Consider the following 21,214-nt stretch of genomic DNA (forward strand, 5'->3'; position numbering starts at 1 on the left):
CCGCCAATTCGCTTGATTTCTTTAGAACGAAAGACTTCGTCGCCAGCAGCGCCGCCGCCCTCGTTCAGTGAGTGGGCTTATAATCCCACACCCTCGAAACAGTCAACACATCCAATCCAACTTTTTTGACATTTTTGTAACAGGTTGATTTTGCTTGCAGTTTTATCGCCTCCCGTTGGAAGGGGAGGTTTCGCGGTCAAAATCACCCTATTTCGATCGATTTTTCCGATTCCGACCGATCAGCGTGGGCCTTGGCGTGCATCCTTTATATGGGAGGCACGCGCCCGATTTCCAGGAAGCTTGCCTCGACCGTTCCAATCGGTAGTTTGACAAGGATATATCCATGCCCTTGCGGAGCTCAGAATGCTTGTCCTCGACGAAGACCAGACGCGGTCTGCCCTACCCTGGGCGCAGCTTATCGATGCGATCGAGGCTATGTTCCGAAGCGATTGCGTCGCGCCCGTCCGCCATCATCATGACATGGAGGTTCCGGGAGAGGAGAGTGCAACCCTGCTGCTGATGCCGGCGTGGCTTCCCGGAGAGTATGCGGGGATCAAGATGGTTTCGGTCTTTCCAGGCAACATGCGCCGAAGCCTGCCGGCGATTTTCGGAAGCTACCTGCTTTCCTCTGCCGCATCAGGACAGATGTTGGCCGTCATAGAGGGCGGAGAACTGACGGCGCGGCGGACTGCGGCAACTTCGGCTTTGGCTTCACGCTATCTGTCCCGGCCGGATGCCGAGGAGATGCTAGTCTGCGGTACCGGTCGGCTTTCGCTCAATCTCATGCAGGCACATGGAACAGTCCGGCCGATCCAGCGCTACAGTATCTGGGGACGCAATAGCGAGGCGGCGGAGAAGGTTGCCGAGGAAGCGCGGGCACTTGGGCTGCAGGCCGAAGCTGTAAGCAACGTTGAGGCGGCGGCGAGAACGGCCGATATTATTTCCTGTGCGACACTCTCCAGCGAGCCGCTTGTTCGGGGCGAGTGGCTAAAGCCCGGCGCTCATCTCGATCTGGTCGGCGCTTTCAAGCCCAGCATGCGTGAAAGCGACGATGCGGCCGTCCTGCGCTCCGCCGTCTATGTCGATACAAGAGCGGGCGCGCTGAGCGAAGGCGGCGACATCGTCCAGCCTTTGAAAACCGGGCTGCTGAAAGAAAGCGACATACGCGGCGAGCTGGCAGAGCTGATATCGGGTGCCTGTGACGGGCGGAAAGATGCGCAAGAAATCACGCTCTTCAAATCCGTCGGCGCAGCGCTTGAGGATTTGGCCGCCGCCATTCTCGCCTATGAAATGGTCACGAGCGGAAAGTGAAGAACCTGCCTTCCTTGCCGGAGCTTCCGGTTTCGCATGTGCTGCCCGATATCAGTGCGGCGCTTGGCAAAGAGAAACGTGCCGTGCTTTCAGCGCCACCTGGCGCCGGCAAGACGACGCTCGTGCCGCTGCACCTGCTTGGCCAACCCTGGCGCGATGACGGGAAGATCATCCTGCTGGAGCCGCGCCGGCTGGCGGCCCGTGCCGCGGCGAGCCGCATGGCGTCCTTGCTTGGCGAGCAGGTGGGCGAAACTGTCGGTTACCGCATGCGCCTCGACAACCGGATATCGGCCAAGACACGGATAGAGGTTGTTACCGAGGGCGTCTTTGCCCGCATGATCCTCGATGATCCCGAACTTTCCGGTATCTCGACCGTCATCTTTGATGAGTTTCACGAGCGATCGCTGGATGCCGATTTCGGCCTTGCGCTGGCGATTGACGTTCAATCGGCGCTTCGCGAGGATTTGCGTATCCTTGTCATGTCGGCCACGCTCGATGTCGAACGGGTCGCTGCGCTACTCGATCATCCGCCCGTTATTGAAAGCACGGGACGAAGCTTTCCGATCGATATCCGCTATCAGGACCGGGCGGGTGGCGAGCGTATCGAAGACGTAATGGTTCGGGCGATCGCCGATTTTCATGCGAGCGAATCCGGATCGATTCTCGCTTTCCTTCMCGGCCAGGCGGAAATCACCCGGACGGTGGAGCGACTTCAAGGACGATTCGGCTCAGAGACGCTGATTGCGCCGCTCTACGGCAATCTCAGCCAGAAAGAGCAGGACGCGGCGATCCGCCCCGCGGCACCAGGCACACGTAAAATCGTGCTTGCGACCTCGATTGCCGAAACCTCGATCACCATCGACGGCGTACGGATCGTCATCGACAGCGGGCTGCAGCGATTGCCGGTTTTCGAGGCATCGACGGGCATCACGCGGCTGGAGACCGTTCGGGTGTCGCGCGCTTCGGCCGATCAGCGTGCCGGCCGCGCTGGACGAACGGAGCCAGGCATCGCCATCCGCCTGTGGCATCAGGGCCAGACGGCGGCACTTCCGGCCTTCACGCCGCCCCAGATTCTTTCGAGCGATCTTTCCGGTCTCGTGCTCGATCTTGCCGATTGGGGCGTTCAGGACACCAAATCGCTCGCCTTCGTCGATCAGCCGCCGGAGACAACGATCAGGGAAGCGCGAGCATTGTTGGTGCAGCTTGGGGCGCTGGACAGGGACAGCGCATTGACGGCGCGGGGAAAGGTGATGCGCGACCTCGCCCTGCCGCCGCGGCTCGCGGCCATGGTGGTCTCGGCTGGCGAAGCAGGACATGCGAAGGATGCGGCGCTGATATCTGTGCTGCTGACGGAGCAGGGGCTTGGCGGCACCAGCATTGATCTTGAAGAGCGGCTCAGGCGCTTCAAGAGCGAGAAAGGCGAAAGGGCCGAGGCTTCGCGGCGGCTGGCGGGGCGGCTGGCGGAAGGGCTCAATTCCATTTCGAGTACTGAACCTGCGCTCGCGGGACGGCTTCTGCTGCATGCTTTCCCGGATCGAGCAGCACTTCAGCGCGGTGGGCGGGGGCGCTATGTCATGGCGAACGGCCGGGGCGCCGAGCTTGCGGAAACCGAACGGTTGGCAGGCAGCCAGATGCTTGTGATCGCCGATCTGACTGGCCGGGCGGCACGGGGAAGAATTCTGGCAGCGGCGGAAATCTCCCGCGCCGACATCGAAGCCGAACTACCGGGCGAAATCCGGACGGACGACCAGACCTTCTTCGACAGACAGAGCCGGCAGGTGCGTGCACGGCGCGCGACAAGGTTCGGCGCCGTTGTTTTCGAGGAAGCTCCGCTTCCGCGTCCCTCAGGCGAGGCGGTGGTGCGGGCGCTCGCAGACGGCTTGCGGGAGCTGGGGCTCGATCAGCTTCCCTTTTCCAAGGAGGCGCTGCAGTTGCGGGAGCGAATCGGCTTCCTGCACCGAACGATCGGAGAACCGTGGTCCGATATGAGCGATGAGGCGCTCCTCAATCGCATGGAAGACTGGTTCATCCCTTTCCAGTCAGACGCGCGGGGGCTTTCGGATATTTCCGCCTCCGGCCTCTCCAACGGGCTAATGGCACTCGTTCCACACGATCTGCAGCGCGATCTCGCACGCTTCGCACCGACGCACTTCGAGGCACCAACAGGTCAACGCCACCCGATCCAGTATGATGGCGAAGAACCGACGCTGACGATCCGTGTGCAGGAGCTCTTCGGCCTCAAGCAGCATCCGGTGGTCGCCGGCGGGCGATTGCCCCTGGTGCTGGAGCTTACCTCGCCGGCTCACAGGCCGATCCAGACGACCCGGGACCTGCCGGGTTTCTGGGCGGGCTCATGGAAGGATGTACGCGCGGACATGCGCGGACGTTATCCCCGGCATCCCTGGCCGGAAAAACCTGATGAGGCGGCGCCGACGACAAGGGCAAAGCCCCGTGGTACATAATCCGCCGGCCTTAGCGCGCCATGCGTCCATTTGGGCACACCAAGGACGTTCCAACCCTTCGAATCTATGCATCGGGATTCCGAAAATTGATCCCGATTATCGGGCCGATGCTGTAGGAGTGTGGCGTGATTGAAAAGACCGAAGTCCAGACACAAGAAGACAGGCTGAGCAGCCGGCGGCTGCGTTTGCAGACTTTGGTGCGGTTGCGATGGCTGGCGGTCATCGGCCAGGCCGTAACGGTCTTCATCGTCGCTTTTCTCTTGAAGTTCCCTCTGCCCTTGGTCGCGAGTTGCTCCCTTATTGCCGCACTCGCCTGGGTGAATTTCTATCTGACGCTCCGTTACCCACCGACGCACCGGCTGGAGCCGCCCGCCGCTTTCGCGCTCCTTGGTTTCGATCTGTTGCAGCTGTGTGCGCTGCTTTTCATTACCGGCGGCCTCGCCAATCCGTTCGCGGCACTGGTCTGCGTTCCCGTCATCATTTCCTTCGCTTCGCAGCCGATCCGATACAGTACGGCATTGATCGGCTTTGCGATGGTCTGCATCACGGTACTGGCCTTCTCTCCCTTTCCGCTGCCCTGGTTMGACGGGGTGGAAATCAATGTCCACAACGTTATGCAGTTCGGCGTGTGGTGCTCGATCGCTTCGACCATGGCCTTTGCCGCCTTCTATGCCTACCGGGTTTCGATGGAAGCGAGCCAGCTCGCGGATGCGCTTGCGGCGACCGAACTGGTGCTGCTGCGGGAAAAGCATCTCTCGCAGCTCGATGGGCTGGCGGCTGCCGCAGCCCACGAGCTCGGCACGCCACTTGCTACGATCAGCGTCGTCGCCAAGGAAATGGAGCGCGAACTTAAGGACGACGACCGGTTCCGAGAGGATGTGCAGCTTCTGCGCAGCCAGAGCGAGCGCTGTCGCGACATTCTTCGCCGGCTGACGACATTGTCTGCGGAGGGCGAAGCGCATATGCGCCGGCTGCCCCTCTCTTCGATGATGGAGGAAATCGTCGCACCGCATCGCGAATTCGGTATTAATCTGGAACTCGTGGAGAAGAGCCCGCGTAAGGGCGAACCAGTCACAGACCGCAACGCCGGCATCATGTACGGGCTCGGCAACCTGATCGAGAACGCCGTCGACTATGCGCGGGAGAAGGTGACGGTCACGGTCGAGCACGATCACGAAAAGGTGCTCATCATCATCGAGGATGACGGCAACGGCTATGCGGCCGATATTCTGACGCGGATTGGCGAACCCTACGTTACCAAACGGCAGAAAGAAGATACCGCTGGAGGCCTGGGACTAGGGCTTTTCATTGCCAAAACGCTGCTGGAGCGCTCCGGAGCATCGCTGGTTTTTGAAAATCGTGATCCGGAAAACGCGGGTGCCCGCATCCGGATCGAATGGCCGCGGGTGTTGATCGACGCAAATTCGACAAAATGACTTTGTCGGCATAAACAGGATATAAGCGGTTGACGCATTTCGGACGCTCAACCGCCGGGACCGTAGCGATGACAGATCAGAATCACGAGATTTCCGCCGGCTCCAACGAGGAGCATATCGGGCCCGACCCGAGCCTGCTTATCGTCGATGACGACGGCCCCTTCCTGCGTCGCCTGGCACGGGCGATGGAGGCACGCGGCTTTCATGTGGAAACGGCCGAATCGGTAGCGGAAGGCGTGGCGAAATCGAGAGGCCGGCCACCGAAATATGCCGTGGTCGACTTGCGGCTCGGCGACGGCAACGGCCTCGACGTTATCGAGGCTATCCGCCAGCGCCGCGACGACACGCGAATCATCGTGCTAACGGGTTACGGCAATATCGCCACGGCGGTGACGGCGGTGAAGCTCGGGGCTGTGGATTACCTGGCAAAACCCGCCGACGCTGACGATGTGTTTGCCGCGCTCACGCAGCGACCGGGCGAAAAGGCAGAACTGCCGGAAAACCCCATGTCGGCGGACCGGGTGCGGTGGGAACACATCCAGCGTGTCTATGAAATGTGCGAGCGCAATGTGTCGGAAACGGCGCGCCGGCTCAATATGCACCGCCGCACACTGCAGCGCATCCTCGCCAAACGCGCGCCGAAATAACTAGACATCATCCAGGTTGAACGGCTTGCCGTTTGCCCACTCGGCCATCATCAGCCGCTGTGCGGCAGCGCGCGAAAAGTTGAGCGTGACGGCTTTGCGCGTAGCTGGCGGCAGGCGGTGTTCCGGCGCATCGCGCAGCATATGTGCGCCGTAACCATCTGAAAGAAAAAGGCCGCACTCTTCCGGGAAGATATCGACAGGCACATCCTTGTGTGTCGCAAAGAACAGACGGTCGCAATGCAGGCGGTAATCCGGCCATTTGCGATCGACCCTAAAGTCCTCGATCGACGTCTTGATCTCGATGATCCAGACCTCTCCCTTTTCTGAAATCGTGATCAGATCGGCGCGGCGGCCGCTTGCCAGCGGCAGTTCCGGCAACACCGCAAGGCGCATATCGTGGAGCAAAACCTGCATGCCACGGCGCACCATCATGGCCCTGTCCGATTGCCGGCCATCGATTAACGGATTGTTATTGTAAACGCTCAAAATCGTCATGGATAACCGTCAAGTGGGGTTGGCCGTTGTTGCAAAAAAGCCATGCGCTTTTAATTTGCGTCGCAGATGGATTTTGTCGCACCGCAGCAGCCTTGCAAAGGCAAAGTTAATCGAAAATAAACCATAAATAACGATGGTCGAAAGACTGTCCCCTCCTTGCCCCAAAACCTTCACGAGTCATCCATGCGCATCCGCAATGCATTCCCTGTATTTGGCCTGCTGGCGACCCTGGCACTGGCCGGCTGCTCCACGACGTCCGAATCCGCGTCCGTCGACAGCGCAGGTCCGACCGTTCAGACGGCACAAATCTTCAATGACGCCTATGGCTTAACGTCGGATGCCGGATACTCCCTGCCGGCAATCCCGATTGACCGCGTCAAGCCGGAATTCCGCCGCCAAATCGTCGGCTACCAGAGCGACGAGCGTCCCGGTACGATCATCGTCAATACGCGCGAGCGTCACCTCTATTATATCCTCCCCAACGACAAGGCCGTCCGCTACGGCATCGGAGTCGGCAAGCAGGGCTTCGCATGGTCCGGCACGGCCTATGTCGCCTGGAAGCAGGAATGGCCAAACTGGCATCCACCCAAGGAAATGGCCGTCCGTCGTCCCGAAATTGCCAAGTATGTCGAAGACGGCATGGGTCCAGGCCTCACCAACCCGCTCGGCGCACGTGCCATGTACCTCTTCAATGAAGAGGGCAAGGACACGCTCTTCCGCCTGCACGGCACTCCGGAATGGGCCTCGATCGGAACTGCCGCTTCGTCGGGCTGCATCCGCCTGATGAACCAGGACGTGATCGATCTCTACAGCCGCGTCCGTCCGGGCAAGACCACTTCCAAGGTCATCGTTATCCAGTAAGCTAAAAGCTGAATTCGGTATAAAAAAGGCCGCCGGACTTTTGAGCCCGGCGGCCTTTTTGTATCTGGCATGCTCTGGCTCAAGCAGTCTGCTTTGCCTTGAGCTCGATGCGGCGGCGATGCAGGACCGGCTCGGTGTAGCCGTTCGGCTGTTCCCTGCCCTTCAGGACCAGATCAAGCGCTGCCTGGAAGGCGATCGAACCATCGAAATTTCCGGCCATCCGGATGTAGGCCGAATCGCCGGCATTCTGCTGGTCGACGACGGCGGCCATACGTTTCATCGTTTCGACGATCTGCTCCTGCGTGACGACCTTGTGGTGCAGCCAGTTCGACATGTGCTGGGCCGAAATGCGTAAAGTCGCACGGTCCTCCATGAGGCCGACATTGTTGATGTCAGGCACCTTGGAGCAACCGATGCCCTGGTCGACCCAACGCACGACGTAACCCAGAATGCCCTGGGCATTGTTGTCGAGTTCGCGCTGGATTTCTTCCGGCGTCCAGTTCGGCCGTACAACGACCGGCACCGAAAGAATATCGGAGAGCTTGGCGCGGGTGCGATCCTTCAAGCCTTCCTGCACCTTGGCGACATTGATCTGGTGATAATGCGTAGCATGCAGAGTGGCGGCCGTCGGCGACGGCACCCAGGCGGTGTTGGCGCCAGCCTTCGGATGGGCGATCTTCTGTTCCAGCATGGCGGCCATAAGATCCGGCATGGCCCACATGCCCTTGCCGATCTGCGCGTGACCGGAGAGGCCGCATTCGAGACCGATATCGACGTTCCAGTTTTCGTAGGCGGCAATCCAGGCGGCCTGTTTCATGTCGCCCTTGCGGATCATCGGTCCGGCTTCCATCGAAGTATGGATTTCATCGCCGGTGCGATCGAGGAAGCCGGTATTGATGAAGACGACACGCTCGCGGGCCGCACGGATGCATTCCTTGAGATTGACGGTCGTGCGGCGTTCCTCGTCCATGATACCCATCTTGATGGTATTGCGCGGCATGCCCAAGGCATCTTCGACGTGCGAGAAGATCTCGACGGCGAAGGCCACCTCTTCAGGGCCGTGCATCTTCGGCTTGACGACATACATGGAGCCGGCACGTGAATTCTTGCGGCGTCCCGATGGACCGACGTCGTAGAGCGCAACCAGGCCAGTGATCACGGCATCCATGATGCCTTCCGGAACCTCGTTGCCGTCGCGATCGACGATCGCCGGATTGGTCATGAGGTGGCCGACATTGCGCACCAACATCAGTGAGCGGCGATGCAGCTCGAACTCCTGCCCGCCGGGCGCCGTGTAAGCAATATCCGGATTGAGCTTGCGAACGAATGTCGAACCGGCCTTGGCCACTTGCTCCTGCAGGTCGCCCTTCATCAGGCCGAGCCAGTTGCGGTAGACGACGACCTTGTCCTCGGCATCGACAGCTGCGATGGAATCTTCGCAGTCCATGATCGTGGTGATGGCCGATTCCAGCCAGACGTCGGAAATATGAGCCGGATCGGTGTTGCCGATCGGGGTCGAGGCATCGAGCACGATTTCGATATGGATGCCGTTATTCTTCAGGAGAATATGGGTCGGCGCGTTCGCATCGCCGCGATAGCCGGCGAAATGCCCGATATCCTTCAAGGCGAGAGCTTTGCCATCGACGGCAGCAATCGCCAGAGCACCGTTCTTGACGGCGAGGGAGCCGACATTCTTCCAGGAGCCGTCATCGAAGGGAACGGCGGAATCGAGGAAATTGCGCACCCAGGCGATGACCCTTTCGCCGCGCTTGGGGTTGTAGCCCCTGCCCTTTTCGGCACCGTCCGTTTCCGGGATGGCATCGGTGCCATAGAGCGCATCATACAGCGAACCCCAGCGAGCATTGGCGGCATTCAATGCGTAGCGGGCGTTCATGACGGGAACGACGAGCTGTGGGCCGGCAAGAGAGGCGATCTCGGCATCGACATTGGCAGTCGAAACCTGAAAATCCGGCCCCTCGGGCAGGAGATAGCCGATCTCTTTCAGGAAGGACTGATAGGCGTCCATATCCGTCGGTGCGCCGTTCTGGCGATACCAGTCGTCGATCTTTGCCTGCAGCTGATCGCGTTTCAAAAGCAGCGCGCGGTTCTTCGGCGCGAGATCATGCACGATCGCCGAGAAATCGGCGAAGAACTTGTCCGCATCGATTTCGAGGCCCGGCAACGCCTCCTTCACGAGGAAATCATGGAGGACGGCTTCGATGAAGAGACCATTCTTTTCAATGCGGCTCATGCGGTGTCTCCCTTGCAGTGGCAGCTTTTTCATGCTGTCACTTTGCCCGGCTTTCATTCACAGTCAATTCAGCAACAATTCGAAAGATTTATGCAGGCTTGGAAACAGTCCGGTGGCTCACGCGCATCGGAAGACCATTTTGCGGCTGCGTCGTCAGCTTCTGCACCGGCCAGGGATTCGTCTGATCGGTCGAATCGAAACGGTGGTGCTGCATCAGGACCGCCAGCGCGATAACCGCCTCCTGAAGCGCAAAGGAGGCACCGATGCAGACGCGCGGGCCGGCGCCGAAGGGCAGGAACTGAAAACGGCCTATGGAAGCACGGTTTTCCGGCAGGAAGCGTTCCGGCATGTAGGCGCGCGGCCGATCCCAATGGAGCTCATGCCGATGCAGCGTCCAGGGCATGACGAGCACGGTGACTTCGGCCTCGATCTCGACGCGTTCTCCCTTGGGGCTTGTCCAGGAATCATCCGCTATTGCGGCGCGATTGATCGACGGGGCTGGCGGATAGAGCCGCAAAGCCTCCTCAAAGGCAGCGTGGGTGTGCGGCAGCAGATCCGGCCATTCGACAGGTTCTGCGCCTGACGCGAGCACTCTATCGATCTCCTCTTCCATCGCCTCGCGGATATGCGGGCTATTGGAGACGCAATAGAGCGTCCAGGCGAGCGCACGAGCGGTCGTCTCGTGGCCGGCACCGATGAAGGTCAGGATATTGTCCTCGATCTCTTCCTTCGTCAGTCCATCCGGCCCGGCCTGCTCCAGGAGCAGGGTGAGAAAATCGTTCGGCGCCTTGCTGCGGTCGGCCTTCATCTTGGCAAGCCGCATATCCATGGTATTGCGCACGATGGCGCGGAATTTCTCCAGCACTTTCTGGCCGCCGATGCGTGTCACACGTGGAACCCAGGAGGGCGCACGCAGCAAGTCCATCGGATCAACACGGCCCATGCGGTGCAGCAGTTGGTTGACATCGTCGGCGAAATGGCCGCTGGATGTGACGATCTCACCGGAAAACAACGTATCTGCGAGAATGGCGAAGGTCAGTTCCGTCATGTCGGTGCTGATATCGAAAATCGTGCCGGACTCGCCCACATCGGCATATTTGCGGGCGTAGTCTTCCGACTGGCGCAGCATCTGCCCGGCGAAGCCCTTGGCATGGCGGGGCGTGAAGACGGGGGCGACGGCCTTGCGCGAGCGTTTCCAGACGGGGCCTTCAGCAGTCAGAAGCCCGTCGCGAAGGATCGGGCGCAGCACGAGCTGCCGGATATCAGACATGCGGTAATTATTGGCGTTATCGACCAGCACATGTTTGATGAGGCCGGGATCGTTGACGATCAGCGTTCTCTGACCGAAGAAACTGGTGTGGATCCAGGGCAGCGTATAGGATGGCTCGCCCCAGAGCTCGAGCGGATTGCGGAAAATCGTCCTGATGATTTCGAGCCGCGACGGCGGAACGGTACGCGGCAGCGGTGCCGGCGGAACAAAGGGGTCCGGACGCATGTCCATGAGCATAGCCTTTCACGGGAGATATCGTCTTCCCGGCAGGCCTCAAGGTTAGAGCAKGCCCTTCAGCTCGTCCAGTTTGTCGTTGATCAGCCAGCCGTAATAATTCTCTTCCGGCCACACCGTCGTGCCGGAGGAGCGATTCTTGGCGGCAAGGGCTGCGGCACGCTGGCGGGAATTGCCGACATTATAAAGCGTCGCCGTAACCCCCGGATTGCCAGAGATATCCACGCCGGCAATCTCCTTGTAATCGTCGATCGATCTGCGGATCGAGGCGGCAACGAAGGCGAGCGAGATATCGGGGTCCATGATTGCCTTGTAGACCGAGCCGGCATTCTTCTCGTTCAGCTTCGGATAGCCGGAAACGCGGGATACCAGATCGGACAGCATCAGCGCCGTCAGCGGGTTGACCTGACCGAGACCGAACGTCTGGCCGGCATAGAAAGGCTGAAAGAAGACCGCACTGAAACGGTTGTTCGGGAAACTCTTGCCCCCTACGGTCTTGCCACGGAAATCGCTTTCCCAAACGTCCTCGCGGCAACTCCAGAGCGTGTATGAATCGCTCTTGCCATTGCAGGCGGCAAATTGTGGCCGGTCGACGAATTCATCGACGCTCTCACCATCATAGGCGAAACGGAAGCTCTCGCCGGCATAGGAGGCGGCCTTCACATAATAGGCCTGAAGGCGGTCATAGGCATCGACATTATAGGTATGTTCGCCAACGATAGCGCCGATCACATGGATCGGGTTGATGCCGTAAGCGTTCGAGACCTTCTTGATCTTGCCCATAAGCTCACGGTCGGTCGACAGGAGGTCGTAGACCTTCTCATATTTGAGATCGAACGTCGTCTTGGTGCCCTTGGTGCGGCGGACCGATGCGCCTGGAATATCCGGCTGCTCGGCATGACGGTTGCCGGGCGGAACGACCTGCGCTGCAAGCGCAGGAACCGAGCCCGCGATGGTCATGGCAATCACAAGGCTTGTCAAAAGGCGTCGCACGATCTGCTTTCCCGTCTTTCCCTGTCGTCTTTGTGAAGCGGCTGACTGGACCAGAATCTTGTCCGAATAAAGCCGGTACAAAAAAACAAAACGGGCCTTTCACTAGAAAGTAAAAGGCCCGCTGTCGAGAGTTCAGATTGTCAAAGTTTCGGCATTATCTGCGCAAAGGCAGAAAACGGTGTTTTCCGATCACAGGATGAAGCGCGAGAGATCGGTGTTCTGTGCGAGGTCGCCGACATGCTCGCGCACATAAGCGGCATCGATCTTCACATCGGTCCCGGCGCGATCGGGGGCATTGTAGGAGATATCGTCCAGCACCCTCTCCATGACCGTCTGCAGACGGCGCGCGCCGATATTTTCGACGGAGGAATTCAGATGGACGGCGACATCGGCGAGAGCGTCGATCGCGTCATCGGTGAAATCGAGCGTCAGGCTTTCGGTTTCCATCAGCGCCTTGTACTGGCGAATGAGACTTGCCTCGGTTTCCGTCAGGATGCGGCGGAAGTCTTCCTTGTTCAGCGGACGAAGCTCGACGCGGATCGGCAGGCGGCCCTGCAGTTCGGGCAGCAGGTCCGACGGCTTGGAAACATGGAAGGCGCCGGAAGCGATGAAGAGGATGTGGTCCGTCTTCACCGGGCCATACTTGGTCGAAACCGTCGTACCTTCGACGAGCGGCAGCAGGTCGCGCTGGACACCTTCGCGGGAAACGCCGGCGCCGGCGCCGCCGTCGCGAGCAGCAATCTTGTCGATTTCATCGAGGAAGACGATGCCGTCATTCTCGACCGAACGAACGGCCTCGCGCTGAATGACTTCATTGTCGATCAGCTTGTCGGACTCGTCGCGGACCAGGTCGGTGTAGGAGGCCTTGACCGTGGTGCGCACCTTCTTGGTGCGGCCGCCCATCGCCTTGCCGAACATTTCCGACAGGTTCAGTACGCCGATATTGGCGCCCGGCATGCCGGGGATATCGAAACCGCCCATGCCGGAGCCGGTATCGGCCACTTCGATATCGATTTCCTTGTCGTCGAGTTCGCCGTTGCGCAGCTTCTTGCGGAAGCTTTCACGTGTAGCGGGCGAGGCCGTCGCACCGACCAGCGCATMGAGAACGCGCTCTTCGGCACTCATATGGGCCTTGGCCTGGACTTCCGTCCGCTTCTTTTCGCGCACCAGGCCGATGCCGACCTCGACGAGATCGCGGATGATCTGCTCGACATCGCGGCCGACATAACCGACTTCGGTGAACTTCGTCGCCTCGACCTTGATGAAAGGCGCGCCGGCGAGCTTGGCGAGGCGACGGGAGATTTCCGTCTTGCCGACGCCGGTCGGGCCAATCATCAGAATATTCTTCGGCATGACCTCGTCACGCAGGCTCGGATCGAGCTGATGACGGCGCCAGCGGTTGCGCAACGCAATCGCCACGGCGCGCTTGGCCTCATGCTGGCCGATGATGTAGCGGTCGAGCTCGGAAACGATCTCGCGGGGAGAAAAGGTGGTCATTGTCTGTCATTCTCCTGGCGGTCCAGGGCCATGAGGAGTGCCCGGCCGTAATTCGTATTTGTTTCGCCAAGTCTTTGAAAGCCTGCCTTGGTATAGGCTCTGATTGCGAAAATGTTGTCCGGATGCGGGTCGACCAGCACGCGGTTTTTTCCCCTTTCGAAAAGCTCCTGGCAGAAGCGGGCCATAAAGGCCGGGCCGTGACCTTTTCCCAAGAGCGTTTCGACGCCGATGAACTGATCGATGCCGCAGGTGCCTTCAGGCTGGCCATCCAGCGCGGCGTCATCTTCCATGTCGAGATCCGCCACCTGAATATAGGCGAAATCCCGGCCGTCCAGCATCACCATGTAGGGTTCGACGGCCGCATCACGCAGATGTTTCTCGATCGAAACCAATGCTTCTCCGTGGTCACCCCACCAGCGGCGAACATGCGGGCGCTCCAGCCATGCAGCCAGAAGCSGCAGGTCAGCCACAGTGACAGCACGGAAGGCATAGTCAGTCATTCCGCATCCAGTGTTTCCACGATGACGTTGTGGTTCGTATAGACGCAAATGTCGGCCGCGATATCGAGCGCGCGGCGGGCGATCTCTTCAGCGGACTTATCAGTGTCGGCCAGCGCCAGAGCTGCGGCAAGTGCGAAATTGCCCCCCGAACCAATGGCCATGACGCCATGTTCGGGTTCCAGCACGTCGCCGTTGCCGGTGATGGCAAGCGTCACCGACTTGTCGGCGACCAGCATCATGGCTTCGAGATTGCGCAGGTAACGGTCGGTACGCCAGTCCTTGGCGAGTTCGACAGCGGCGCGCATAAGCTGGCCCGGATACTGCTCCAGCTTCTTTTCGAGCCTTTCCAGGAGGGTGAAGGCGTCAGCGGTCGCACCGGCGAAACCGGCGATCACTTCGCCCTTGCCGATGCGGCGAACCTTGCGGGCGTTGCCCTTCATGACGGTCTGGCCGAGGCTGACCTGGCCATCGCCAGCCACAATGACCTTGCCGCCTTTTCGAACTGTAATAATTGTCGTCATCAAACACCTGTTGCCCCAACTCGCGGGCGGTTCCGGCGGGCCGAACATCGGCCCCATTGAACCCTATGTAAGGGGGCTCGCCGCGATTGCAAATGGCCTTCCTTTTGTGGCCCTGCGCTGCTGGATATTTCGCAATGCGCCTGATAAGGAACCACCTTGATTTCAAGGAGAAAGCCATATGGCCGAGACCGCAGCAAGCCGCACGGGCAGCGTTTCCCGCAAGACCAACGAGACGTCCATTTCCGTTTCCGTCAATCTCGACGGCACTGGCAAATCGACGATTTCGACCGGCGTTGGCTTCTTCGACCATATGCTGGAACAGCTTTCGCGTCATTCGCTGATCGACATGGACATCCAAGCCAAGGGCGACCTGCATATCGATGATCATCACACGGTCGAGGATACCGGCATCGCAATCGGCCAGGCGATTTCGAAGGCGCTCGGTGACCGCCGTGGCATCACCCGCTACGCCTCGATCGATCTCGCCATGGACGAGACGATGACGAAGGCGGCCGTCGATCTCTCCGGCCGTCCGTTCCTCGTCTGGAACGTTTCGTTCAGCGCGCCGAAAATCGGCACTTTCGACACGGAACTGGTGCGCGAATTCTTCCATGCGCTCGCGCAGAATGCCGGGATCACCCTGCATATTCTCAATCACTATGGTGCCAACAACCACCATATTTCAGAGACATGTTTCAAGGCCGTCGCCCGCGTTCTACGCACGGCGACAGAGATCGATCCGAGACAGGCGGGCCGTGTTCCCTCCACCAAGGGCACGCTCGTCTGAGCCCCATCAGGGAGCTTCAAATGGCATCCAGCTTTGTTTTTCTTGTTCCGCCTGATGGTCAGCGCGAGAATACGCGCACGATCCGCGACGGTTTCTCATGGCTCGCCTTCCTCTTTCCCTGGATCTGGCTGCTCGCGCATCGCCTCTGGCTTTATGCGGCTATTGCCTTCGCGCTGCAGGCGATCAGCGGTGTGCTTATAGAAGAGCCAGGCTTTGGGCCGGCGGGCATGGCGCTCGCCTTCGCCGTCAACCTGTTCGTCGGGTTCGAAGGGCAGAATTTCCGCATCCGCAATCTCGCCTCCCGTGGCTGGCGCGAGGAGGCCGCGATCGGCGCTTCCTCGATCGATCTTGCGGAAGAAATCTATTTTTCCAACATCGAGACCGGCGCCGATTTGAAGGCGCCCGAATGGAACCAGGCTTCCAGCCCGCAGGCGCGGCAGGGCCATTCCACTTCGCTCGGTCTCTTCGGTTTTGATGGAGGACGCAAATAATGCGCGTCGCAATTATAGATTACGGCTCGGGCAACCTGCGTTCGGCCACCAAGGCTTTCGAACGCGCCGCTCGTGAGGCCGGCATCGAGGCAGAGATCAATCTGACGGACAAGGCCGAGATCGTCGCCGCGGCCGACCGCATCGTGCTGCCGGGCGTCGGCGCTTATGCCGATTGCCGCCGCGGACTCGATGTCGTGCCCGGCATGACGGAAGCCCTGCTCGAAGTCGTCGAGAAGAAGGCTCGTCCCTTCCTCGGCATTTGCGTCGGCATGCAGCTCATGTCCTCACGTGGTCTTGAAAAGACGACGACTCAAGGCTTCGGCTGGATTCCCGGCGATGTCGTGGAGATGACACCTGGCGATCCGGAGCTGAAAATCCCGCAGATCGGCTGGAACACGCTTGACCTGAAACATGAGCATCCGCTTTTCGACGGCATCCCGACCGGGCCTGATGGCCTGCACGCCTATTTCGTGCACTCCTACCATCTCGCCGCCGAAAATGCCGGTGACGTCATTGCCACCACCGACTATGGCGGGCCTATGACGGCCTTTGTCGGGCGGGACAATATGGCCGGTTCGCAGTTCCACCCGGAAAAAAGCCAGAAGCTTGGGCTGGCGCTGATCGCGAATTTCCTGCGCTGGGCGCCGTAAGGGCTGGCTTTTAATACGCGCGCCTTATTTCCCCTGTAAGGGAAAGGGCAGATACAGGAGCGCGCTCGATGCCGGCTTCGCAAAACGCAGGAAGGATATTTTACAGGCTGCGGCCTGCCAGAGAGGGCCAGCCGCCGTTTGTCGATGTCAGGCTGCCCGGCGGGACGATCATCCGCCAGGTCGACGAGGCTCTGCATCGCAAAGCGCTCTCCAATGCTGCCAAGACCTTGAAAGAAAGGCTCGGCCGCTGATGCAGGAGACCTTTCCGGGAAAAGAGAATTCGAGGCTGAGATCGGACGAGATAAGCGCTGGCGATCTCGCCGAAGCCGTGTTGGAATTCTATATCGAAGGCGAGGATGACCTCATCGGCCTGCTTGCCTACGCGCTTTACGAGCGCCAAAAGCGTGATTTCATCGTCAGCTATCGCAAGCGCAATGCCGGCCGTTCGCCCATTGAGGCGGAAATCGCGGCAGTGACGAGCAATTACCTTTCGTCCGATCTGCGCAACACGTTGCGCGACCGTGCTTCGCAGATCCTTTCAAGCTATGCCGAGACCTATGTCGAGGCCATGGAGCCGCAGATCCAGCTCGTTGCCACCAACAGCGAGGCGCTACGGAAGGTGCGGGATATTGAAAAGTCCATGAAGAAACGCACCGGCTTCTGGCGCCAGGTCCGAGTCGGCTTCACCGTGACGCTGCTGCTGATCGCCCTTTTCGCCGCTCTTACCATTGCCGCTGTCTTTTTTCGTTCGGATATCGTAGATGCGTGGAATGCACTGATGGTGCCCACGATGCTACGGACCTGAGACGAATGATCCTTTTTCCCGCGATCGACCTGAAGGGCGGACAATGCGTTCGCCTGAAGCTCGGCGACATGCAACAGGCGACGGTCTACAACACCGATCCGGCTGCCCAGGCGAAATCCTTCGAAGAACAGGGTTTCGAATGGCTGCATGTGGTCGATCTCGATGGCGCCTTCGCGGGACATTCGGCCAATGGCGGTGCGGTAGAGGCCATCCTTAAGGCCACGAAAAATCCCGTACAGCTCGGCGGCGGTATCCGTACGCTCGAGCATATCGACAACTGGCTGTCGCGCGGGCTACGCCGCGTGATCCTCGGCACGGTTGCCGTGCGCGATCCATCGCTCGTCATCGAAGCCTGCAAGACGTTCCCGGGTCAGGTTGCCGTCGGCATCGATGCCAAGGGCGGCAAGGTGGCTGTCGAAGGCTGGGCGGAAGCATCCGAACTCGGCATCATCGAACTCGCGAAGAAATTCGAAGGCGCCGGTGTTGCCGCGATCATCTATACCGATATCGATCGCGACGGCATCCTGGCCGGCATCAACTGGACCTCGACACTGGAGCTGGCAGATGCTGTCTCCATTCCGGTCATCGCATCAGGTGGACTTGCCTCGATAGACGACATCAAGCGCATGCTGAAGCCGGATGCTCGCAAGCTTGAAGGCGCAATTTCAGGCCGCGCCCTTTACGACGGCCGGATCGATCCCAAGGAGGCGCTCGATCTCATAAAGGCAGCACGGGCGAAGGAGACGGCATAATGACCCTGAAAGCCCGCGTGATCCCCTGTCTCGACGTCAAGGACGGCCGTGTCGTCAAGGGCGTCAATTTCCTCAATCTGGTCGATGCCGGCGATCCCGTCGAAGCGGCCAAGGCCTATGATGCGGCCGGTGCCGACGAGCTCTGCTTCCTCGACATTACCGCATCCTCGGATAATCGCGAGACGATCTTCGATGTCGTCGCACGCACCGCCGAGCAGTGTTTCATGCCGCTCACCGTCGGCGGCGGTGTGCGGACCATCGCCGATATCCGCAAGCTGCTGCTCTGCGGCGCCGACAAGGTTTCGATCAATTCGGCGGCGGTCAACAATCCGGATTTCGTGGCTGAAGCCGCCGACAAATYCGGAGACCAGTGCATCGTCGTTTCGATCGATGCCAAGCGCCGTCGCACACAACAGGTCGGCGGCGACAATCTCAGCGCCTGGGAAATCTATACGCATGGCGGCCGCAACGCGACCGGCATCGATGCCGTCGAGTTCGCGCAGAGGATGGTCGACCGCGGCGCCGGCGAACTGCTTGTCACCTCCATGGACCGCGACGGCACCAAGATCGGCTATGATCTGGAGCTGACACGCGCGATTGCCGATTCCGTCCGGGTTCCCGTTATCGCCTCGGGCGGTGTCGGTGATCTCGACGATCTCGTGGCCGGGGTGACGGATGGCCATGCCAACGCGGTGCTCGCTGCGTCAATATTCCATTTCGGCACCTATTCCGTCGGCGAAGCGAAGCGCTATATGTCAGAACGCGGCATCGCGATGCGGCTCGACTGAGTTTGAAAGCAGTATCATGAGCGGATTTTCCCTTTCCGACCTCGAGCGGATCGTCGAAGAGCGGGCGAAGGCCTCACCTGAGGAATCCTGGACCGCCAGGATGGTGGCCGGCGGGCAGCAGAAAGCGGCCAAAAAACTCGGCGAGGAAGCGATCGAAGCTGTCATGGCGGCCGTCACCAACGACCGCGATAACCTCACCTATGAAGCAGCTGACGTTCTCTATCATCTAATGGTCGTATTGAAGATTGCTGAAATACCGCTAGAGAATGTCATGACCGAACTTGCGCGGCGGACCGCGCAATCCGGCCTCAAGGAAAAGGCCAGCCGGCAGAGTTCATGAGTATCGCGACGCAGATTATCGGGGTGGCGGAAAAGATGGATCATTTCCAGACCGCTTCCTATTCCCCCTACCACTTCTTCACATCAGAACAGTGGGCGAAGTTTCGCGCCGACACGCCGATGACGCTGAAGGCCGACGAGGTCAAGCGGCTCCGCTCCATGGGCGATCCGATTGATCTCGACGAAGTCAGGCGCATCTACCTGTCGCTGTCGCGCCTGCTTTCCGCGCATGTGGAATCCTCACAGCTGCTGTTCGAGCAACGCAACCGCTTCCTCAGCCTGTCGGATGTGACGAAGACCCCTTTCGTGATCGGCATTGCAGGATCGGTGGCTGTGGGAAAATCCACGACGGCACGTATCCTCAAGGAGCTGCTCGGCCGCTGGCCCTCCAGCCCGAAGGTCGACCTCGTCACTACGGACGGTTTTCTCTATCCGAACGCGGTGCTGAAGCGCGAGAACCTGATGCAGCGCAAGGGTTTTCCGGAAAGTTACGACACCGGCGCGATCCTGCGTTTCCTGTCGGCGATCAAGGCCGGCCTGACAGATGTCAAAGCGCCTTCCTATTCGCATCTCGTCTATGATGTATTGCCGGACGAGCACAAAATCGTCGACCGGCCTGATATCCTGATTTTCGAGGGCATCAACGTTCTGCAGTCGCGCGACCTGCCGGCCGACGGCAAGATTGTGCCGATGGTTTCCGACTTCTTCGACTTCTCGATCTATATCGATGCCGAGGAAACGCAGATCCACAACTGGTATGTGACGCGTTTCATGCGGCTCAGGGAAACGGCCTTCCGGGATCCGAATTCCTACTTCCACCGCTACGCATCAATCAGCGACGAGGAAGCGGTTGCAATCGCCGAAGACCTTTGGGCGAACATCAATCTGAAGAACCTGCGCCAGAACATCCTGCCGACGCGGCCGCGCGCCGATCTTATCCTGCGCAAGGGCAAGGATCACCTGATCGAGCAGGTGGCGTTGCGCAAGCTATAGGGCTGCCGGATTTACGGGTTGACCCGGCGGAGCGTCAGGTTGATGCGGCCGCCGTTCTTCAGAAGCGTGGAAGTGGCCGGATAGATACGGTCGACGCCATGGAAGCAGAGCCGCCCCTCTCCACCGAGAATAACCAGATCCCCACTCGACAACTTGAAAGACATGGTCTTGTCGTTGCGGTTCAGGCCGCCGACACGGAAGAGGCAGGCATTGCCGAGTGAAATCGAGACGACCGGTGCCTTCAGGTCGTTCTCGTCCCTGTCCTGATGCAGGCCCATGCGTGCCTCGTCCGCATAGAAATTGACGAGACAGGCCTCCGGCGGCTTGTCGTAGCCCGAAACATCATTCCAAATCTCCAGCAATTCCTGCGGGATTACCGGCCATGGCCTGCCGGTCGCCGGATGCATCGGCTGATAACGGTAGCCGCGCTCCTTGTCCGTCACCCAGCCGAGAGAACCGCAATTGGTCATCCGCACCGACATCGGTTTTCCTGTGCCGGGCATGACCGGCACGTAGAGTGGGGCTTCTGCAACGATATTCCTGATGATGCCGACCAGCGTCTCCTGACGGATGCGATCCAGATATTCGGGAAGATGGCGGATACCACTCAAGAGTTCCGGCATATCATTCTCCGCCCGCCGGACGGCCACGCATCTTCTTGACATCCGAGCGGCCGGATTTTTCCTTCAGGCGCCGTTCGATCGAGCCCTTGGTCGGCTTGGTTTTCTTGCGGGGTGGCGGTGGCGGCTTGGCAGCCTCCAGGACCAGCTCCTTCAGCCGCTCGCGTGCGTCTTCACGATTACGGTCCTGACTGCGGAAGCGGCTTGCCTCAATCATCAGCACGCCTTCCTTCGACATCCGCCGGCCGGCAAGCTTGATCGCATTGGCTTTGACACGCTCGTTGAGCGATGGCGAATTCGGGATGTTGAAGAAGAGCTGGACGGCCGTCGAGACCTTGTTGACGTTTTGACCGCCGGGACCGCCTGCCAGAACGAACTGTTCCGTCAGCTCCCATCCGGCGATGGTAATCCTGTCATTGATATAGAGCGCGTCGCTGGCCATKCCGCGTTCTAGCGCATAATGGCTACGAATTGGAAGCGGATGAAACCCGGCGCTTGAGCGACCGGGTTT

At 59.8% G+C, this 21,214-nt stretch carries 23 protein-coding genes; 14 read left to right on the forward strand and 9 right to left on the reverse strand.

Going from position 1 to position 21,214, the window contains the following annotated elements:
- Positions 1-363 precede the first annotated feature (363 nt).
- The 4 genes from lhpI (at position 364) to AC1DNW_RS11520 (ending at position 5,856) form a co-directional block, all read left to right on the forward strand.
- Complete coding sequence (lhpI, locus tag AC1DNW_RS11505) at positions 364-1,311, forward strand: bifunctional Delta(1)-pyrroline-2-carboxylate/Delta(1)-piperideine-2-carboxylate reductase (protein WP_113308131.1); 948 nt, start codon at positions 364-366, stop codon at positions 1,309-1,311.
- On the forward strand, positions 1,308-3,773 hold the full coding sequence (hrpB, locus tag AC1DNW_RS11510; protein ID WP_477852728.1) for an ATP-dependent helicase HrpB: 2,466 nt from the start codon (positions 1,308-1,310) through the stop codon (positions 3,771-3,773). Before lhpI ends, hrpB begins: the two co-directional genes overlap by 4 nt.
- Before the next feature lie 125 nt (positions 3,774-3,898).
- Positions 3,899-5,209: an ActS/PrrB/RegB family redox-sensitive histidine kinase gene (locus AC1DNW_RS11515; RefSeq protein WP_477852729.1), complete on the forward strand. Its 1,311-nt coding sequence runs from the start codon at positions 3,899-3,901 to the stop codon at positions 5,207-5,209.
- 68 nt (positions 5,210-5,277) lie between these two features.
- Entirely contained in the window at positions 5,278-5,856 is a 579-nt protein-coding gene (locus AC1DNW_RS11520; protein WP_007813699.1) for an ActR/PrrA/RegA family redox response regulator transcription factor, read from the forward strand.
- Here AC1DNW_RS11520 and AC1DNW_RS11525 read toward each other — a convergent pair whose 3' ends face one another.
- Positions 5,857-6,351, reverse strand: a complete 495-nt coding sequence (locus tag AC1DNW_RS11525; protein WP_113308133.1) for an MmcB family DNA repair protein — start codon at positions 6,349-6,351, stop codon at positions 5,857-5,859.
- A gap of 183 nt (positions 6,352-6,534) precedes the next feature.
- Between AC1DNW_RS11525 and AC1DNW_RS11530 the strand changes: the two genes are divergently transcribed.
- Positions 6,535-7,212 (forward strand): L,D-transpeptidase, encoded by a 678-nt coding sequence (locus AC1DNW_RS11530; RefSeq protein ID WP_113300886.1) that lies wholly within the window; start codon positions 6,535-6,537, stop codon positions 7,210-7,212.
- 79 nt (positions 7,213-7,291) lie between these two features.
- Here AC1DNW_RS11530 and AC1DNW_RS11535 read toward each other — a convergent pair whose 3' ends face one another.
- From AC1DNW_RS11535 to hslV, 6 genes are all read right to left on the reverse strand, one after another.
- Positions 7,292-9,463 carry a malate synthase G gene (locus AC1DNW_RS11535; RefSeq protein ID WP_113308134.1) on the reverse strand — a complete coding sequence of 724 codons (2,172 nt, stop codon included), beginning with the start codon at positions 9,461-9,463 and terminating at the stop codon, positions 7,292-7,294.
- Positions 9,464-9,551: 88 nt separating this feature from the next.
- The gene (locus AC1DNW_RS11540) at positions 9,552-10,964 is read right to left on the reverse strand and encodes a cytochrome P450 (protein WP_113308164.1); all 1,413 of its coding nucleotides are present in this window, start codon (positions 10,962-10,964) and stop codon (positions 9,552-9,554) included.
- 48 nt (positions 10,965-11,012) lie between these two features.
- Positions 11,013-11,960 (reverse strand): DUF1402 family protein, encoded by a 948-nt coding sequence (locus AC1DNW_RS11545; protein WP_477852732.1) that lies wholly within the window; start codon positions 11,958-11,960, stop codon positions 11,013-11,015.
- 189 nt (positions 11,961-12,149) lie between these two features.
- Positions 12,150-13,457: an ATP-dependent protease ATPase subunit HslU gene (gene hslU, locus AC1DNW_RS11550; RefSeq protein WP_477852734.1), complete on the reverse strand. Its 1,308-nt coding sequence runs from the start codon at positions 13,455-13,457 to the stop codon at positions 12,150-12,152.
- Positions 13,454-13,957 (reverse strand): GNAT family N-acetyltransferase, encoded by a 504-nt coding sequence (locus AC1DNW_RS11555; RefSeq protein ID WP_477852736.1) that lies wholly within the window; start codon positions 13,955-13,957, stop codon positions 13,454-13,456. The genes hslU and AC1DNW_RS11555 overlap by 4 nt, the downstream gene beginning before the upstream one ends.
- Positions 13,954-14,478 (reverse strand): ATP-dependent protease subunit HslV, encoded by a 525-nt coding sequence (hslV, locus tag AC1DNW_RS11560; protein WP_007813715.1) that lies wholly within the window; start codon positions 14,476-14,478, stop codon positions 13,954-13,956. The genes AC1DNW_RS11555 and hslV overlap by 4 nt, the downstream gene beginning before the upstream one ends.
- Positions 14,479-14,656: 178 nt before the next feature.
- Here hslV and hisB point away from each other — a divergent pair, with 178 nt between their 5' ends.
- From hisB to coaA, 9 genes are all read left to right on the forward strand, one after another.
- A complete protein-coding gene (hisB, locus tag AC1DNW_RS11565) occupies positions 14,657-15,265 on the forward strand; it encodes an imidazoleglycerol-phosphate dehydratase HisB (protein WP_113300882.1) in 609 nt (202 codons plus the stop codon).
- A 20-nt stretch (positions 15,266-15,285) separates the two neighbouring features.
- Positions 15,286-15,756, forward strand: a complete 471-nt coding sequence (locus AC1DNW_RS11570; protein WP_113300881.1) for a DUF2628 domain-containing protein — start codon at positions 15,286-15,288, stop codon at positions 15,754-15,756.
- Positions 15,756-16,406, forward strand: a complete 651-nt coding sequence (gene hisH / locus AC1DNW_RS11575) for an imidazole glycerol phosphate synthase subunit HisH (protein ID WP_113308137.1) — start codon at positions 15,756-15,758, stop codon at positions 16,404-16,406. The genes AC1DNW_RS11570 and hisH overlap by 1 nt, the downstream gene beginning before the upstream one ends.
- A 68-nt stretch (positions 16,407-16,474) precedes the next feature.
- On the forward strand, positions 16,475-16,657 hold the full coding sequence (locus AC1DNW_RS11580) for a hypothetical protein (protein WP_113308138.1): 183 nt from the start codon (positions 16,475-16,477) through the stop codon (positions 16,655-16,657).
- On the forward strand, positions 16,657-17,211 hold the full coding sequence (locus AC1DNW_RS11585) for a hypothetical protein (protein ID WP_113308139.1): 555 nt from the start codon (positions 16,657-16,659) through the stop codon (positions 17,209-17,211). The genes AC1DNW_RS11580 and AC1DNW_RS11585 overlap by 1 nt, the downstream gene beginning before the upstream one ends.
- Before the next feature lie 5 nt (positions 17,212-17,216).
- Positions 17,217-17,963: a 1-(5-phosphoribosyl)-5-[(5-phosphoribosylamino)methylideneamino]imidazole-4-carboxamide isomerase gene (gene hisA / locus AC1DNW_RS11590; RefSeq protein WP_113308140.1), complete on the forward strand. Its 747-nt coding sequence runs from the start codon at positions 17,217-17,219 to the stop codon at positions 17,961-17,963.
- On the forward strand, positions 17,963-18,751 hold the full coding sequence (gene hisF, locus AC1DNW_RS11595; RefSeq protein ID WP_477852740.1) for an imidazole glycerol phosphate synthase subunit HisF: 789 nt from the start codon (positions 17,963-17,965) through the stop codon (positions 18,749-18,751). The genes hisA and hisF overlap by 1 nt, the downstream gene beginning before the upstream one ends.
- Positions 18,752-18,767: 16 nt before the next feature.
- Entirely contained in the window at positions 18,768-19,091 is a 324-nt protein-coding gene (locus tag AC1DNW_RS11600; RefSeq protein ID WP_113300875.1) for a phosphoribosyl-ATP diphosphatase, read from the forward strand.
- Positions 19,088-20,083, forward strand: coding sequence for a type I pantothenate kinase (coaA, locus tag AC1DNW_RS11605; RefSeq protein WP_113300874.1), 996 nt, complete (start codon positions 19,088-19,090; stop codon positions 20,081-20,083). The genes AC1DNW_RS11600 and coaA overlap by 4 nt, the downstream gene beginning before the upstream one ends.
- Positions 20,084-20,094: 11 nt before the next feature.
- On the opposite strand, the gene AC1DNW_RS11610 is transcribed toward coaA, so the two are convergent.
- The gene (locus tag AC1DNW_RS11610) at positions 20,095-20,706 is read right to left on the reverse strand and encodes an alpha-ketoglutarate-dependent dioxygenase AlkB (protein WP_113308142.1); all 612 of its coding nucleotides are present in this window, start codon (positions 20,704-20,706) and stop codon (positions 20,095-20,097) included.
- A 1-nt stretch (position 20,707) separates the two neighbouring features.
- On the reverse strand, positions 20,708-21,145 hold the full coding sequence (gene arfB / locus AC1DNW_RS11615; RefSeq protein WP_113300872.1) for an alternative ribosome rescue aminoacyl-tRNA hydrolase ArfB: 438 nt from the start codon (positions 21,143-21,145) through the stop codon (positions 20,708-20,710).
- Positions 21,146-21,214: the final 69 nt, after the last annotated feature.

The organism is Rhizobium sp. 05L429 (assembly GCF_056397645.1).